Source organism: Guyparkeria hydrothermalis, from assembly GCF_023555375.1.
Classification (GTDB): Bacteria; Pseudomonadota; Gammaproteobacteria; order Halothiobacillales; family Halothiobacillaceae; genus Guyparkeria; species Guyparkeria hydrothermalis.
Genome location: NZ_JAJSEE010000007.1, coordinates 121,604 through 137,855, shown reverse-complemented (window position 1 = coordinate 137,855; position 16,252 = coordinate 121,604). Strand labels below are relative to the sequence as shown.

Annotated in this window: 13 protein-coding genes and 1 tRNA gene; 7 read left to right on the top strand and 7 right to left on the bottom strand. The window is 64.2% G+C overall.

Annotated features, from left to right (window positions below):
- Positions 1–19 precede the first annotated feature (19 nt).
- Positions 20–1,078 carry a porin gene (locus LV475_RS09985; RefSeq protein WP_250106228.1) on the top strand — a complete coding sequence of 353 codons (1,059 nt, stop codon included), beginning with the start codon at positions 20–22 and terminating at the stop codon, positions 1,076–1,078.
- Between the two features lie 416 nt (positions 1,079–1,494).
- Positions 1,495–2,181 carry a transposase gene (locus tag LV475_RS09980; RefSeq protein WP_136866728.1) on the top strand — a complete coding sequence of 229 codons (687 nt, stop codon included), beginning with the start codon at positions 1,495–1,497 and terminating at the stop codon, positions 2,179–2,181.
- A gap of 11 nt (positions 2,182–2,192) precedes the next feature.
- Here the strand turns inward: LV475_RS09980 and LV475_RS09975 are convergent, their stop codons facing one another.
- The 4 genes from LV475_RS09975 to xerD form a co-directional block, all read right to left on the bottom strand.
- Complete coding sequence (locus LV475_RS09975) at positions 2,193–3,098, bottom strand: NAD-dependent epimerase/dehydratase family protein (protein WP_169303571.1); 906 nt, start codon at positions 3,096–3,098, stop codon at positions 2,193–2,195.
- A gap of 175 nt (positions 3,099–3,273) precedes the next feature.
- Complete coding sequence (locus LV475_RS09970) at positions 3,274–4,914, bottom strand: methyl-accepting chemotaxis protein (protein ID WP_156227651.1); 1,641 nt, start codon at positions 4,912–4,914, stop codon at positions 3,274–3,276.
- 392 nt (positions 4,915–5,306) lie between these two features.
- Complete coding sequence (locus LV475_RS09965; protein WP_250106227.1) at positions 5,307–6,074, bottom strand: DsbC family protein; 768 nt, start codon at positions 6,072–6,074, stop codon at positions 5,307–5,309.
- A gap of 184 nt (positions 6,075–6,258) precedes the next feature.
- Entirely contained in the window at positions 6,259–7,164 is a 906-nt protein-coding gene (gene xerD / locus LV475_RS09960; RefSeq protein WP_250106226.1) for a site-specific tyrosine recombinase XerD, read from the bottom strand.
- Positions 7,165–7,996: 832 nt separating this feature from the next.
- Between xerD and acs the strand changes: the two genes are divergently transcribed.
- Positions 7,997–9,958: an acetate--CoA ligase gene (acs, locus tag LV475_RS09955; protein ID WP_250106225.1), complete on the top strand. Its 1,962-nt coding sequence runs from the start codon at positions 7,997–7,999 to the stop codon at positions 9,956–9,958.
- Positions 9,959–10,160: 202 nt separating this feature from the next.
- Here the strand turns inward: acs and ubiB are convergent, their stop codons facing one another.
- Genes ubiB through LV475_RS09940 form a run of 3 tightly spaced genes read right to left on the bottom strand, consistent with a single transcriptional unit; the run spans position 10,161 to position 13,623 of the window.
- A complete protein-coding gene (gene ubiB, locus LV475_RS09950; protein ID WP_136866722.1) occupies positions 10,161–11,819 on the bottom strand; it encodes a ubiquinone biosynthesis regulatory protein kinase UbiB in 1,659 nt (552 codons plus the stop codon).
- The gene (locus LV475_RS09945) at positions 11,819–12,457 is read right to left on the bottom strand and encodes a ubiquinone biosynthesis accessory factor UbiJ (RefSeq protein WP_136866721.1); all 639 of its coding nucleotides are present in this window, start codon (positions 12,455–12,457) and stop codon (positions 11,819–11,821) included. The genes ubiB and LV475_RS09945 overlap by 1 nt, the downstream gene beginning before the upstream one ends.
- A gap of 35 nt (positions 12,458–12,492) precedes the next feature.
- Positions 12,493–13,623, bottom strand: a complete 1,131-nt coding sequence (locus tag LV475_RS09940; RefSeq protein WP_169303570.1) for a phospholipase A — start codon at positions 13,621–13,623, stop codon at positions 12,493–12,495.
- A gap of 186 nt (positions 13,624–13,809) precedes the next feature.
- Between LV475_RS09940 and LV475_RS09935 the strand changes: the two genes are divergently transcribed.
- The 4 genes from LV475_RS09935 to LV475_RS09920 all read left to right on the top strand — a co-directional run bounded on the left by LV475_RS09935 (position 13,810) and on the right by LV475_RS09920 (position 16,118).
- Complete coding sequence (locus LV475_RS09935) at positions 13,810–14,757, top strand: CHAD domain-containing protein (RefSeq protein ID WP_169303569.1); 948 nt, start codon at positions 13,810–13,812, stop codon at positions 14,755–14,757.
- A gap of 37 nt (positions 14,758–14,794) precedes the next feature.
- Positions 14,795–14,870, top strand: a tRNA-Thr gene (locus LV475_RS09930).
- A gap of 261 nt (positions 14,871–15,131) precedes the next feature.
- Entirely contained in the window at positions 15,132–15,371 is a 240-nt protein-coding gene (locus LV475_RS09925) for a type II toxin-antitoxin system Phd/YefM family antitoxin (protein ID WP_136866718.1), read from the top strand.
- 225 nt (positions 15,372–15,596) lie between these two features.
- Complete coding sequence (locus LV475_RS09920) at positions 15,597–16,118, top strand: hypothetical protein (protein WP_136866717.1); 522 nt, start codon at positions 15,597–15,599, stop codon at positions 16,116–16,118.
- Positions 16,119–16,252: the final 134 nt, after the last annotated feature.

Below are 16,252 nucleotides of genomic sequence, written 5' to 3'. Positions count from 1 at the left end.
CACATTGGAGATGGAACCGATGAAAAAGAACATCATCGCAATGGCAGTTGCTGCCGCTGTTGCCGCTCCGGCAGCTGCTATGGCCGACACCACCCTGTACGGCAAGATCCACGCGTCTTACGACTTCTTTGATGGTGATAACCTCAACGATCGTGATTACAGCCTCGGGTCCAACTCTTCCCGTATTGGTATCAAGGGTAAGGAAGATATCGCCGACAACCTGTCCCTGATCTACCAGTGGGAAGAACAGGTCGACTGGGGCGCCGACGGCGAAGGCATCGGCGGGCCGCGTAACACCTTTGTCGGCTTCACCGGTGACAGCTGGGGTACTCTCATTGCCGGTCGTCACGACACCCCGATGAAGATGGTCGGTCGTAAGTACGATTTGTTCAAAGATACGGTTGCCGACGCCCGCGCCATCACCCGCGGCAAGGCCCTGTCTGGCGACAACGACTGGGATGCGCGCACTAACAGTACCGTTGCCTACATGACTCCGGATATGGGCGGTTTCCAAGCCAAAGCTGCTTACGTTTCCGACATGGATAATGACGTAAACAACAACGAAGACGCCTACAGCATCAGCGCGGGTTACGAAATCGCCGGCTTCATGCTGGACGGTGCCTGGGAGCAGCACAACAGCGACGCCGGCGACATGGAAGCCTACCGTATTGGTGCTGGCTACAAGATCGGCGGCTTCAAGATCGTTGGTCTGTACCAGAACGCCGACGTGATCACGGCTAGCCCGGAAAATGGCGACCAGGACGTATGGGGTCTGGGTGCCGGTTACACCTTCGCAGGCAAGCACACCCTGAAGGCTCAGTACTACACTGCTGACGACGTATCGGGTGCTGGCAACGAAGACACCGGTGCAGACCTGTGGGCCGTCGGTTACGACTACAAGCTGAGCAAGCAGACCAGCGTCTACGCTGTATATGCTTCCATGGAGGCTGACGCAACAGGCAACGGTTACCTGCTTGGTTACAAGACTGGTCACTCCGCACAGGTCGAACAAGCCTTCGACCGCGGTACTGTAGAAGACAGCAACGCATTCTCCGTGGGTGTTGTCCACAAGTTCTAATCAATCCTGAGATTGAACGGAACCAAAAAGGCGCCTTCGGGCGCCTTTTTTAATGGAATAGGGGTCAGGAAAAGGGGTCAGAACCGAATGGCGCTAAGTTAAGCGGGTTTTGCACGATATTTATGGCGATGCGACGTGTCCGTCATTTCGTGCCTGGGTCGGGTAAACAAGGCGAAAGGCTTTGGCCTTCGTTTGACGCATCGGGGTTCTCGTCGGCCGGGTCTGTGAGGGTTGATACACGTCGCGATGGCATACCGTAAAGCTTTGCCGATGCCGCCGATCCTGCGCGGGAAAAAGGGGTCAGAACCCTTTTCCGAAAAGGGGTCAGAACCCTTTTGTGATTTGTTTTCCGGCATCCTGGTTCGCTAGTCTTTGGCGACCAACCAATTTATTCATGCCACGACAAGGACGTCGTCATGCCCCGAAAGCCCCGGCTGTTCGTGCCCGGTGTGCCACAGCATGTGGTTCAGCGCGGTAACAATCGTCAGCAGACCTTCTTCGATGAGTCCGATTTCCAGCTTTACCTCGAGTGCCTTCGTCTGGCGGGCGAGGAGTTCGGTGTGTCGGTTCATGCCTACGTTCTGATGACCAACCATGTCCACCTGCTGGTCACGCCGGATTCGGCCGAGGGGTTGTCCCGGACGATGCAATCCGTCGGGCGTCAGTATGTGCTGAAGATCAATCGCAAGTACCGCCGGAGCGGGACGTTGTGGGAAGGGCGATTCAAGGCGGGGCTGGTGGGATCGGAGCGGTATTTGCTGACGTGTTATCGCTACATCGAACTCAATCCGGTCCGCGCACGCATGGTGGCGGCTCCCGGCGAATATCCATGGTCAAGCTACGCCAGCAACGCCTTTGGCGCCTTTGATGACCTGGTCGTGCCGCACGAGCGTTATCTGAGCCTGGCGTCAACGCCGGAGAGGCGGCAAGAGAAATATCGTGAATTGTTCTCCGCTGCCATTCCGGGTGGCGATCTTAATCTTCTCCGTCGGGCGACCGAACAGTCGGCCGTCGCTGGCACCGAGGATTTTCAGCGTCGGATGGCCGACAGGGTTGGTCGAACGGTTGCTCCCCGGCCACCCGGCCGTCCTGCCAGAAAATAGTTCTGACCCCTTTAGGAGAGATTTCGCGGGCAATCTGCCAAAGCCGCGGCCAGGGTGGGGTAGCGGGGATGCCATCCGAGGGCGCGTTGAATGGCGCTGGCGTCCACGCGCCGTGACTCGGTGAGGAATTCTCGGGCCATGGGGCTGGCCTGCTCGAGGATGCTGGCCAGCGAGGCCTCCGGCGGTTGTGGCAGGCCGAAGTGGGCCGCGATCTGGCGGTAGGTGACGTTTACCGGGGTAGGGTGGTTGTCGGAGACATTGAAGGTGCCGGTGACGGGGTGCCCAGTCTCGATACGATCGATCAGCAGGCGCAGGATGTCGACCAGGTCGTCGGCGTGGATGCGGTTGGACCAGGGCGCTTCGGGGCCGGTTGGCACGGGGGTGCCTCGACGCACCTTCTCGACAGGCAGGCGGTCGCAGGCGTAAATGCCGGTCACGCGCAGATTGCAGTGTGGAATCCCGTGTGTCTGCGCGTAGGCGTGACACTGGGTTTCCGCGTCCAGGCGCCGGTGCCCTCGATCATGGGCCGGAGCCGGTGGTGTCGTCTCGTCCACCCAGTGGCCGCCCCGATCCCCGTAGACGCCGGTGGTGCTGATGTAGACGAGGCCCGTCGGTGGGTTCGCGGCCTCGCGCAACCAGTGTGTCAGGCGCGGGTCGGTCTGGCCTTCACGCGGGGGTGGCGCCAGGTAGATCCAGATTGCGTCGTTCGGTGCGACCTCGGCGGGGAGGTGATCCTCGCGGTCCAGGTCGACCGCAACGGCACGCCATTCGCCGCGATGGCCCTCGGGGCGTTCTGCCTGATGGCGGCTCACCGCGATGAGGTCGTGGTCGGTCAGTCGATGGGCGAGTCGTCGCGCGATATCGCCGTAGCCGATCAGGACGATCGGCGAGCGGTTGGGATGGGCGTCTGATTGCATGGGGTGCCTGATCGTCGGAGTGGTGGCAAAGGGCTCAAGACTAGCCGTTCGGTGTGGTGGCTGCAGCATGTCCATCGTCCATCACGCGGCTTGTTGTCATCCTGCGAGGCAAACGTCACGAAAAAGACCCGCCGTGAGGCGGGTCGTTACGTTTCGGCGTTCGCGACGGCGGAGGCTACAGCTTGAAACCGGCCAGCCGCGCCTGCAGTTCCTCGGCGAGTCGGGCAAGCTCGGCCGAGGCGGTCTTGGTCTGGGTGGCGCCCTGTGCCGATTCCTCGCTGATCTGCGAGATGGTCTGCACGTTGCGATTGACCTCCTCGGCCACGGCGCTCTGCTCCTCGGCGGCGCTGGCGATCTGGAAATTGAGGTCGTTGATGCCGTTGACCCCGTTGGCGATCTCGCCCAGGGCCGCCTCGGTCTCCGACATGGCCTGGGTGCTGTGATCGACCTGGTTGTGGGCGCGCTGCATCGCCGCCACTGCGGCGGTCGAACGCGATTGCAGCCGGTCGATCATGCCGTGGATTTCCTCGGTGGAGCCCTGGGTGCGCGAGGCCAGCGCCCGCACTTCCTCGGCGACCACGGCGAAGCCGCGACCGTGCTCGCCGGCGCGGGCCGCTTCGATCGCCGCGTTCAGCGCCAGCAGGTTGGTCTGGTCGGCGATCGCACCGATCACGTCGAGCACCTTGCCGATTTCCTCGGACTCGGCCTTGAGCGAGTCGATGGTCTCGGAGGACTGGCGGATCTCGTCGGACAGGATGCCCACCGCGTTGACGGCGTTGCCGAGGATGGTCTGGCCGTGCTTGGCCGAATCATTGGCCGCCTGAGCGCTGCTGGAGGCATCCGAGGCATTGCGGGCGACGTCCTCGACGGTAGCGGTCATCTGGTTCATGGCCGCGGCGACCTGCTCGATTTCCTGCATCTGGCGCGCCACGCCACGATCGGTCTGCTCGGAGACCGCCGAGGTTTCCTCGGCCGCCGAGGCCAGTTGCTCGGAGGCCTCGCCGATGCGCTTGAGGGTCTCGCGCAGCGATTCGCGCGCGGTGTTCATGTGCGTGATGATCTCGGCGATCTCGTCACGGCTGTCGAGCGTCACCGGCTCGTTGAGGTTGCCCTCGGCGAAGTTGGTGGCAAACCGGTCGGCCGCCTTCAGTCCGCGGGTGACGCCATGGATGATCCAGGCCGCGATCGCGATGATGATCAGCACATTGATTAACGTGATGCCGATCGAAATCAATACGTCCTGCTCGACACGCTCGCTGGTGCGGGCAAGCTCTTCCTCCATGTTGTCGCGCAGGATGCCCTCGTAGGTGCTTGCCGCCTCCTCGAAGCGCGGCAGTACCTCGGTGAGGGTGAGGATCAGCAGGGCCTGGGCGCCGACGTAGTTGCCCTCCTCGAGTTTCTCGATCAGCGGCCGGAAGGCGACGTTGACCAATTCCTCCTGGGTGGCGAACAGCGCCTGCTGGGCCTCGTTGGATTCGGCCTGGCGATGTTCGATCGCGGCGATCTTGGCGTTGACCTCCTCCAGCGCCGTCAAGTTGTTGCGGATGATGTCCATGTGCTGGTCGATGCCGTGGGCATGCATCGCCGCGGTTCGGCCTTCCGGATCGTGTTGCAGCGCCAGCAGCGACTGGGTGGTCATCTGGTTGAGCAGTTGCACCGACGTGCCGACGTGGTCAATCGGCATGATGCGCAATTCGTGGTTCTTCTCGGCGAGCTCGTGCCCCTTGAGCTCGGCGTAGATGCCGAACAGGCTGGTGCCGACCGTGGCGGCGCCGGCAAGGACCACGAGCAGGATGAGTTTGGCCTTGATCGTCATGGTGGTGGCAATGCTCCTGTGGTGGCTCGAGTTGCCCGTCGTCAACGCCGACACGCCGCCTTCGTAATGACTGGTGGGCGTGTTCGTGACGGGATCTCGATCTTCTTGTGTCGTTCTATCGGTCGGGAGGCGCCCGACTTTAGCGAAGCGCGTGACATTTCGTCCACGTCGCCGCGTGTCAGGGCATGTCTAGCCAGAATCGTGCCGGAGGCGAGGCGTGTTGGCGGGGCGGGGTTTGCGCGAGGTGTGGACACTCGAGGGTCGCCGGATCGTCAATGGCTTGACGACGGATGCGTCGCCACGATCCGGAGCGATTCGTGTGCGGAGCCACAAACAAAAACCCCGCGCCGAGGGGGCGCGGGGCCTGTCTGTCGTCGAGAGGGGTGGGTTGGTTAGCCGCCGCTTTTCTCGATCGCTTGCAGCATCACGTTGGCCGGACGGTAGCCGGGCATGGCCGCGCCATTGGGCAGGATCGTGTAGGGCGTGCCGCTCATGCCGAGACGGCTGGACAGGGCCATGTTTTCCTCGATCATGTCGTTGCGGCAGGCCTCGGCATCAACCGAGTTGCCCTTCATGGCCCGCTCCAGGGCCTCCTTCGGGTCGTCGGCGCATGCCACCTTGGAGGACAGCTCGAAACCCTTGGAGCCCGGTCCCTGGCGCGGGGTGAGGATGTAGGTGACCTCGACGCCGGCCTCGCGCAGCTTGGGCAGTTCCTTGTGCAACTTGTCGCAGAACGGGCAGGTCGGGTCGGTGAGGATGGTGATCGCGTGCTTGGTCTCGCCCTCGGCGGGATAGACCAGCTTGCGCTCCTCGCCGATGTCCTCGAGGGTCGCGAGTCGCTGGGCGTCCTGCTTTCCCTGGGTGAGGTTCTGCCGGTTCTCCACGTCGATCAGGTCGCCGGCGATCAGGTATTTGCCATCGGCGGTGACGTAGGCGATCTGGCCATTGGAGTTGAGCTCGTAGATGCCCTGGGCGGGGGTTTCCTCGATCGAGTCGATCGGCACGCCCGGCATGTGCTTCTGGATGCTGGCGGTGATCGCGTCCTTGTCACTGGCCGGGTCGGCGGCCACGGCCGCGGTCGCCCCCATGCTCATGGCGATGGCAAGGGGCAGGGCCGTCAGGCCGCGGCGGGTGGCTAGGGGAAAGCCTGTGTTTCGCATCGTGTAATCAACCTGGGTTTGTATGGTCGTGTCCGGATATGGGGTCGGACGGATCGAATTGGATGCTCGAGGGCCGTCCGGGTTCCATCAACCGGGCATTGTGACACCACCGGGGGCTGGGTTGAATCCAGATCGTCCACCGTGGGCGCCCGGGATTTTCCAGGCGGGGCGGTCCGAGACATCGTCATCCGCGCGGGTGGTGCTCGGCGTGCAGCGCCTGCAGTCGAGCGGTGGCAACGTGCGTGTAGATCTGGGTGGTGGACAGATCCGCGTGGCCCAGCAGCATCTGCAGGGCCCGCAGGTCGGCGCCATGGTTGAGCAGGTGGGTGGCGAAGGCATGGCGCAGGGTGTGGGGCGAGGGCAGGCGTGCCAGCCCCGCGTGGCGGGCGTGGTGCTTGAGCCGGTACCAGAAGGCCTGACGGGTCAACGGCGCGGCCCGGTTGGTGACGAAGACCGCGTTGACTTGGCGCTCGCCCAATAACGCTGGGCGCGCCTCGCCGAGGTAGCGTCGCAGCCAGTCGATCGCCTCGTCGCCGATCGGCACCAGACGCTCGCGCCCGCCCTTGCCGGTGATGCGTGCCAGGCCGTGGGCCAGATGGATCTCGTTGAGCGTCAGGTTGACGAGCTCCGAGACCCGCAGGCCGGTGGCGTAGAGGGTCTCCAGCATGGCCCGGTCGCGCAGTCCCAGTGGGCTGGCAGTATCGGGGGCATCGAGCAGGGCCTCGACGTCCGCCTCGCTCAGGTCGGTGGGCAGGCTGCGCGGGCGACGAGGTGCCGGCAGGTCGGCGGCCGGATTGGGCTGGATCAGGCCCTCGCGGTTTGCCCAGGCATAGAACCGGCGCAGGGCCGAGCGCATGCGCGCCACCGAGCGCGGAGCGGCCCCCTCGCTGAGCCGCTCGCCGAGCAGGCGGTTGAGGGCCTCGCCGCTCGCCACGACCAGGGCACGGCTCTCGTCGGTGGCTTCGTCCCCCGACAGCCGACGCGCGGCCAGTTCGAGGTCGCGGCGATAGGCCGCCCGGCTGTTCTCGGCCAGGTTCTCCTCCAGCCACAGCGCCTCGACAAAGGCCGTGATCAGTTCGTCGTCCTGCATGCTTGTGCCTGGCGGTGTCTCGGGGTCATGCCTCCATTATGCGGGGAGAGTTCGGTTCCAAGGAAACGCGGCGCGACTCGATATTAGCGAGTCGTCTACATGGGCCTGGGCGGTATGCCCTTGCTGGGTGTTTCCCCTTGGCCGGGCCAAGGTTTATCGCCCTTGGTGACGGCTCTCGGCCCGTCGGCGGCGCGACACCCGAATCGCGAATAAACTGGTCAGCCAGGAGCGTCTTCGAATCGTGCCGGGGTTCCACCGGGAGCGAACCGCTTGATCTGGCGATGAAACCGGATGGATTCCCCACTTTTCCGACGGGTTTTCCACTTTTTTATCCACAATCAGTCCGGCTTGGGGCGCCGCTTATCACAGCCACCGGCGACGCGCCAAGGGCTTTGTCAGGGAAAGTGGTCTCGCGGGGCGGGTGTGAGAGAAAGGTTTTAATAACAAACAGTTATATATTCCGCGTTCGGGGTGGGTTGGTGCTGGTCAAAAAATACGCAATTCGCGCAACTGCCTGATGGGGCGTTGTCCGGGGAGGTTGTCGGCGCGTTTTCCACGAGGTTGTCCACAGCTTCTGTGCATAACTGGTTTTCGTCTCGTCGAAACCCTTTCCCGGCAATCACTTGGCAGCAAAACTTGGGGATGCGTTCAGGAATCACGCGCTAAGTTGACGGCCTACTGGCGTGGCGTTTCCCAGCCCCGCGGCGAATTTTGCTAATCTTGCGCCGTGCGATTGCCCCGGGCCCTTGGGTCGACCTCGTTCGGTCCGGGGCGGCGCCTGCCCGTGTGCGGGCGCCATGACTACCGATTCACGAATACCGATGGAGTCTTTATGGATAACCTCGAGTCCATTCTGAGCGAGAACCGCGTCTTCTCGCCGTCGCCGGAATTCTCGGACCGGGCGAGAATCGGGTCGCGGGCGGCCTTCGACGCGCTGGTCGCCGAGGCCGAGCGCGATTTCGAGGGCTTCTGGGCGCGGCTCGCGCGCGAGTTCGTTACCTGGGACACCCCGTTCACCCAGACGCTGGACGACTCGAACGCCCCGTTCTTCAAGTGGTTTGCCGACGGGCGGCTCAACGTGTCGGTCAACTGCATCGACCGCCATCTGCCGGCCAAGGCCGACAAGACCGCCATCATCGGCGAGTCGGACGACGGCACCGTCACCCACATTTCCTACCAGGAACTGCATGACCGCGTGGCGAAATTCGCCAACGCGCTCAAGGCGCAGGGCATCGAGAAGGGCGATCGCGTCGTCATCTACCTGCCGATGATCCCCGACGCGACGGTGGCCATGCTGGCTTGCGCACGCATCGGGGCGATCCATTCGGTGGTCTTCGGCGGCTTCTCCGCCGAGGCGCTGCGCGATCGGATCAACGACACCGAGGCCAAGCTGGTGATCACCGCCGACGGCAACATGCGTGGCGGCAAGAAGGTCACCCTCAAGGGCCAGGTCGACAAGGCGCTCGAGCACGGCTGCCCGTCGGTCGAGACCGTCATCATGCTCGAGCACATCGGCGGCGTGGCCACCGGCACCTCCAGCGCAAAGGAGATGACCTGGGCCGAGGCCATCGACGGTCAGCCGGCCGAGTGCGAGCCCGTCATGGTCGAGGCCGAGCACCCGCTGTTCATCCTCTACACCTCCGGCTCGACCGGCAAGCCCAAGGGCATCGTGCACTCCTCGGGCGGTTACCTCGTCAACGCGGCGATGACCTGTTCCTGGGTCTTCGATCTCAACGACGACGACGTCTACTGGTGCACGGCGGACGTCGGCTGGATCACCGGCCACACCTACGTCACCTACGGCCCGCTGGCGCTGGGCGTCACCCAGGTGGTCTTCGAGGGCGTGCCGACCTACCCGGACGGCGGCCGCTTCTGGGACATGGTCGAGCGCCACAAGGTGAGTGTCTTCTACACCGCGCCGACCGCCATCCGTGCCTTGATGAAGCTCGGCGACGAGGTGCCGAACAAGTACGATCTCTCGAGCCTGCGTCTGCTGGGTACGGTCGGCGAGCCGATCAACCCCGAGGCCTGGGTCTGGTACCACCAGGTCATCGGCGGCGGTCGTTGCCCGATCACCGACACCTGGTGGCAGACCGAGACCGGCGCCCACGCCATCGCCCCGATCCCGGGCGCGATCGACCTGGTGCCGGGCTCCTGCACCCTGCCGCTGCCGGGCATCATGGCCGACGTGGTCGACGATCACGGCAAGAAGGTGCCGACCGAGAGCGGTGGCAACCTGGTGATCAAGAAGCCGTGGCCGTCGATGCTGCGCACCATCTGGGGCGACGACGAGCGCTTCAAGCGCACCTACTTCCCGGACAACCTGCCGGGCTACTATCTGGCGGGTGACTCCGCGCGTCGTGATCAGGATGGCTACATCTGGATCATGGGTCGCATCGACGACGTCATCAACGTCTCGGGCCACCGCCTGGGCACCATGGAAGTCGAGTCGGCGCTGGTGGCGCACCCGGACGTCGCCGAGGCCGCCGTGGTGGGCCGTCCGCACGACGTGAAGGGCGAGTCGATCGTCGCCTTCGTCGTGGTCAAGGGCGACCGCCCGCAGGGCGAAGCCGCCGAGGCCATGGTCAAGACCCTGCGCGACTGGGTCACCGAGCAGATCGGGCCGATCGCCAAGCCGGACGACATCCGCTTCGGCGACAACCTGCCCAAGACCCGCTCGGGCAAGATCATGCGCCGCCTGCTGCGCGGCATCGCCAAGGGCGAGCCGCCGGAAGGCGATACCTCCACCCTGGAGAACCCGGCCATCCTCGAGCAGCTGATGGGCAACGACTGACCCATCCGCCCTCGCGGAACCAAAAAACCCCCGTCGCCGATGGCTGCGGGGGTTTTTGTTTGGAAGCTCAAGGCTATCCGCTAGATGCCGGAAGAGGGAGCGCGTAGGAGCGGCTTTAGCCGCGATGGCAAGATCGAGCAGGTGGCCTGCCCTCGCCGGGGATGAACGCCGAGACCGCCCTGCCGACCCTCTCGTCCAGCGTTCAGCGCCGCAAGCCGGCGAAGAGAAAGCCGACGGCACCCACGAGTTCCGCCCAACCGATCCACGACAAGGCCATGAGGCCTTCCTGCTCGATGCGCGCGCCCTGCGTGGCGAGGAACACCACCAGCAGCAGCGCACCGATGAGCGTCAGGCGGTTGCGGAAGCGGTCACGGTGGGCCTCGTGGCGCAGTGATGCCAGTTCCCGCTGCTGCCCTTCCAGGAGGTCTGACTGGCGGTGGACCTGCTGCATGGCCTGGATGGACAGGCGCGGCAGTTCGGAGAGGTGCTGGTTGAGGTAGGGCAGCTCGTCCTTGAAGCGTTCGAGGAAGGCCTTGGGGCCGATGCGCTCGCGCATCCAGCGTTCGATGAACGGCTTGGCGGTCTGCCACAGGTCGAGGTCCGGGTAGAGCTCCCGGCCCAGCCCCTCGATGGCGAGCAGGGTCTTCTGCAGCAGGACCAGTTGCGGCTGGACCTCCATGTCGAACTGGCGCGCGACCTGGAACAGACGCAGCAGGAAGTGGCCGAAGGAGATTTCGCGCAACGGCTTCTGGAAGATCGGCTCGCAGACCGTGCGGATGGCCGCCTCGAACTCCTCGACCCTCGTCGTGTTCGGCACCCAGCCGGACTCGACGTGCAGCTCGGCCACGCGGCGGTAGTCGCGGTTGAAGAAGGCGTGGAAGTTCTCGGCCAGATAGCGCTGGTCCTCGGGCATCAGCGAGCCGACGATGCCGAAGTCCACCGCCATGTAACGCGGCTGCTCCGGGTCGCTCGCGTCGACGAAGATGTTGCCCGGGTGCATGTCGGCGTGGAAGAAATTGTGCTTGAACACCTGGGTGAAGAACACCTCCACGCCGCGTTCGGCCAGCCGCTGCATGTTGACGTTCGCCGCGCGCAAGAGATCGGTGCGCGCGATCGGAATGCCGTGGATACGCTCCTGGACCAGCACGTCCGTGCGGCACCAGTCCCAGTAGACCGCCGGCACGTAGAGCATCGGTGAGCCCTCGAACTGGCGCTTCAATTCGGCGGCGTTGGCCGCCTCGCGCTGCAGGTCGAGCTCGTTCATCAACGTCTTGTCGAATTCGGTGACCACCTCCACCGGGTGCAGGCGCGGGCCTTCCGACCAGTAGCGCTCCGCCAGCCGCGCCACGGTGTAGAGGATCTCGAGATCACTGCGGATGCGCCGGTGAATGCCGGGCCGGGTGATCTTGACGATCACCTCCTGGCCGTCGTCCAGGGTGGCGGCATGCACCTGGGCGATGGAGGCCGAGGCCAGCGGTTCGGCCTCGAAGCGGGCGAAATGCTCGGTGACCGAGGCGCCGAGGGCCGCCTCGATGCGCTGGCGGGCGATTTCGGCGGGGAAGGGGCGGACCCGATCCTGCAGGGCCGAGAGGGCCTCGGCGAGATCCGGCGGCAGCAGGTCGCGCCGGGTGGAGAGCATCTGGCCGAACTTGACGAAGATCGGCCCGAGGTCCTCGAGTGCCGCGACCAGCCGTTCGCCACGCGTGCGCTGGCGGTTGTTGGAGAACCAGTACCAGGGCGAGACGAACTTCAGAAACCGGATCGGGCGGAAGATCTTGAGCGCCAGCACGATCTCGTCGAGACCGTGGCGCAGCAGCACGAACTGGATTACCACCAGGCGCCAGAGCAGTCGGGGTCGCATCAGGCCTCCTTGGTGGCGGGTGTGGCGTGTGGGGGCGCGGCGGTCTCGAGTCGCTGGATGCGTCGTTCGAGACGCTCGACCGCCGCACGCGTTTCGTCCACCCCTTCCAGGAACGCCGGCAGGTCGAAGTCGTCGGCGACGAGTCGTGCCTCGTGGACGAGGTAGTCGTGTTGCTCGATACGGCGGGTCTCGCGCCATTCGGCGGCCGTGCGGCGTGCCTTGCGGGCGACCTGTTCGATCACGCCCGCGGCCGAGACGCCGATCTTCTCGGCCAGCCAGTCGGCCCAGTCGATGTCGAGCTCGCTCAGGGCGCGCAGCAGGCGGGTGGCTGCCTGCTCGTCGCCCTCGATCGCGAGGTCGCCGGTGAACAATGAGTCCGAGTGGTGTTCGCTTTGCAGGGCGGCAAGCAATGCCGGGCCGCTGGTGTGGATGCGTGCATCCGGGGTGAGGTCATCGCCCATGCGCCACATCAGCCCCTTGGTGGTGGGCGTGATGGTGATCGTGAGAGGGGGATGTTCGATCTCGACGGCGATCACCAGCCCCGCCAGGGCGGCCAGGCGGGCGCGCGCCGTCGCGTCGCGCTCGATGAGCCGGTTGATCACGGTCTCGGCGCTGAAGCGCAGGGTGGTGGAAATCATGGGGCAGTGGCAATTACGGGGCAAACACGGGTGGATCAAAGCCAATCGGTCAGGGCGATGCCCACGCCGATGCGGCTGACCGAGCGATTGTAGTCGATCAGGCTTTCCCCGTAGCCATTGAAGTACTGCACATAGCCCTTGACGCGCTTGGACAGCGGGAAGCTGTAGTCCACCTGGATCGCACCCTTGTTGTTGGCGAAGTCGAGGTTGTTGCGCAGTGTGGCGGCAATGGTCTGCTCGTTCCACTTGTAGGCCAGCAGCAGGTCGCCATAGCCCATGTAGTCGGTGATGTCCGGGTTCTCGTCCTCGTCGGCCTCGGGCAGCCGGTACCAGGCGCGCAGCCGGCCGGCGAAGTTGCCGCGGCCGAAGGAGGTGCTGGCGGCGAGCCGGTTCCAGCTGCGCGACCGCTCGCCGCCCTGGCCGTTGGAGGTATGGATCAGCGAGAGTCGATTGCGCTTGAAGGTCAGACCGGCCAGCGAGAAGTCCGTGTCGATGGTCAGGCCCACCTCCGGCTCGTAGTTGGTCTCGCGAAACGGGGAGGAGGCATCCTGCTCCTCGCCCAGCAGCTTGGTGTTGTAGGTCTGCCAGAGCGACAGTTGCGTGTAGCCGAAATACAGCGCGGTATTGGGGCCGAACGGGTCCTCGAACCAGTCGAACTGGAACGAGAGCTGGAACTTGGTCTCGGCGTGCTGTGGCTCGAAGTCGTACACGTCACGCGACAGGTCGGTCGGCGTGTAGGTCGCCGGCATGATGTAGTTGGGCTTGTAGCTGCGCATCACGAACGGATTGCGCTCGCCCGACTGCTCGGACTGCAGTCGTCGCTCCAGGGCAACCGGCTCGGACTCGTTGATCAGCGGGATGGTCTCATTGTCCTCCATCCCAGAGTCGGCGACAGGTGTTTCCTGCGTGCTGCTGGGTGACGGTTCCCATGCCCCGGGTTTCGCGGTGTCGTTCTTGGTGGTGTCGTTCTCGATCGCTACCGGTCCGCTCGAGGCCAGTCGATCAAAGCAGGCCAGCCGTTCCGTGTCGGCATCGATCTTGGCGCAGGCCGACCAGTCGGGCACGGCGGTTTGGGCAGTGGCCGGGCTCAGAACGCCGAGCAGGACCAGTCCGGACAGCGTGGCGGATAGATGACCGTGGTTGAGATGGAGCAGGGGACGGGACATGGCGGCAAGTCTTTGATGGATGGCGGTCGGTGGGCCATGATAGACGGAAGGGAAGGTCGGCACGAATCCGATAGCGCTCGGCATCGTTCCGACTCAGCCGGCGGCATGCCGCCTCGGGGAAGACATGAGTCAGGGGCTCGGAGTTCCGCCACCAATGCCGGAGGAGAAGGGCCGGAGGAGAAGGGTATGGGGCAGGCCAAGAAGCACGCTCGGCAACTGGATGCCGATTTCCTCGCCCAGCCGGCCGGCGAGGTCGCTGCCGTGCTCATTCGCGCCCAGCAGGGTGTTTTTCGTCGCGCCTGGGTCCATTATCTAGAGGCGGCCGCTGATGATCCCGAGGCCCTGCACGATCTGCGGGTCGAGTTGCGGCGCCTGCGTGTCTGGTTGCGGTTGTCGCGCGACGTGGTTCGAACGCGTAAGTCGACACGGCGGCGCCTCAAGGCGCTGGCTAGGGCCAGCAGCCCGATGCGTGATCACGAGGTGATGCTGGAATTGCTCGATCGCGTGGCCCGGGATGCCGACGGCGCCGATGTCGCGGCTCGGATACGTCGTCTCGCCGAGGCACGTCAGCCGGCGGACGTCGAGCTGGTGTTCGACGTCAAGCCCGGCCTCAAGCCGCGGGCACGCAAGGACACTATGCCGTTCGACCGCTGGTTCGCGAGCCAGGTCGCCATGATGACCGAGTACATCGAGCGGGACCTGTCGGTCGGTCGTTCGGGGTTCCACGCCGCACGCATCCAGGTCAAGCATCTGCGCTATTTGATCGAACCCATGAACGAGCCCTTTGCTGCGGTCGACCCCATGCTGGTCGACCTCAAGACCATCCAGGATTGGCTGGGCGACCTGCACGACCTGGTGGTCTTCCGCGCGCACCTGGCCGATTACGGCGGCTGGCTGTTGACCGACACGCTGCCCGCCCCGCTCGCCCGTCCCGGCAAGCAGGCCCGGCCATTGACTCAGACCTTCGCCGGCGTGCGCGACGACATCATCCGGCTCTCGGCCTGGCAGGACGCCCAGTTCGAGGCGATGTGGCGTGACTGGGAAACACGCCGCCCGGCGCTCGAGAAACGACTGTATGCGGCCCGCAATCGCATGATCGGCGAGCTCGAAAAGGCCGCGCCGGTAGCGAATTGACAAGCCAGAGGAAAACGACAAGAATGCCCGGTCCCGCGCCGGAGTAGCTCAGTTGGTAGAGCAGGTCATTCGTAATGACAAGGTCGGGGGTTCGACTCCTCTCTCCGGCACCACAAGTCCTTGATTTCGGGCGTTTCCTATAGCTGACGCCATCACCAGATATCACTCGAAATCAACCGATTTGCACACGTTTTGCACACAGAATGCACACGCGTGCAGGCCTCAAAAGAGGCAGAGAAGGCCCCGCCAGACGGTCGGCCAGGACGTCCATCAAGGGCGATCCTGGAGCGAACCGGGCGGGGCCTTTTTGTTGGCTTGCATCCCGCGGGGAGACCTGTCTAATTGATGGTTGAGACGATCGCGAGGTGCGAATCATGACGAGCTTGGTAGCCAGCATCAGTGAGCTGAAGAAAAACCCGATAAAGGTCCTTGAGGAGGCCGAGGGGCACCCGGTCAGGATCCTGCATCGCGATCAGAAGGTCTTCTACTGCGTGCCGCCTGACATCTATGAGCAACTGGTCGAGATGGCGGAGGACCAAGGGTCGAACGCCATCGCCGATGCCCGCCTGTCCGACGGGCAGGAAACCGTGCCGGTGGCCCTTCGCGACCTCTGAGCCTGCCTTCCCAAGTCAGGTAACACAGGTTCGGCTCGTGCGCGGCGGCCTCCTGACGGCCCTTGATTGGGTTGATTGGTCTCAACCAAGTCCAGCCTGAGCAACTCGTCGTCATTGCTGTGTGGATTTCACGCGGCAGCGCGAAGCCCTCCTTTTCAGTCTCCCTCTCCTCGCCAAATCCTGTCGTCCGCTAATGGGTCTCACCCACTAACAGGAGATCTTTCGATGACCACCATCTACACGGGCGACCAGGCGATTGTCGAGGTTCTGAACGTTTCCGTGGTCCACGTCCACCGACATGCGGACGAGCTCTCGGTGATTCGCCGGATCGGGGAGAAGCGAATCACTTCGGATACCGCGCTGATGGGCTGGACGGCGCACCTAGTTGGCCAAGGCAGTGTGCAGGTGGAGGAGTCGGAAGGCCCAACATTCCGACGATCCGAGGCATCCGGCGATGCCGCTTTGACGATGCCTGCCTGGGCTTGCCTGCCAAGCCGTCCGTCAACGAATGTCGGATTCCTGGTCGGTGACCAGACGATCATTGACTTTCTGGACATTTCGGTCGCGACCCTACGACGTCACGCCCCAGATCTTCCCTTTCTCCGTCGCATGGGTGACCTCCGAGTCACCTCGCTTGTCGCCATCGAGGTATGGCTCAGGGAGCCGCTGATGCCGGCGCAATCCTCACATCCAGTGGCCAAGCCAGGACCCGGTCGTCCTCGGCAGTCGGCTCACGCGGTTCATTGAGGTCGTTCGGGGTCGGTCGGCCCTTCAGGCAAATTGTCATGGGTATCCATGAGGGGGCGCAGTTGGGTGAGATCCGCGGATTCGGTGTAATCCCCTCAGATATGAGTTGATATCAGATGATATGAGATGAGATT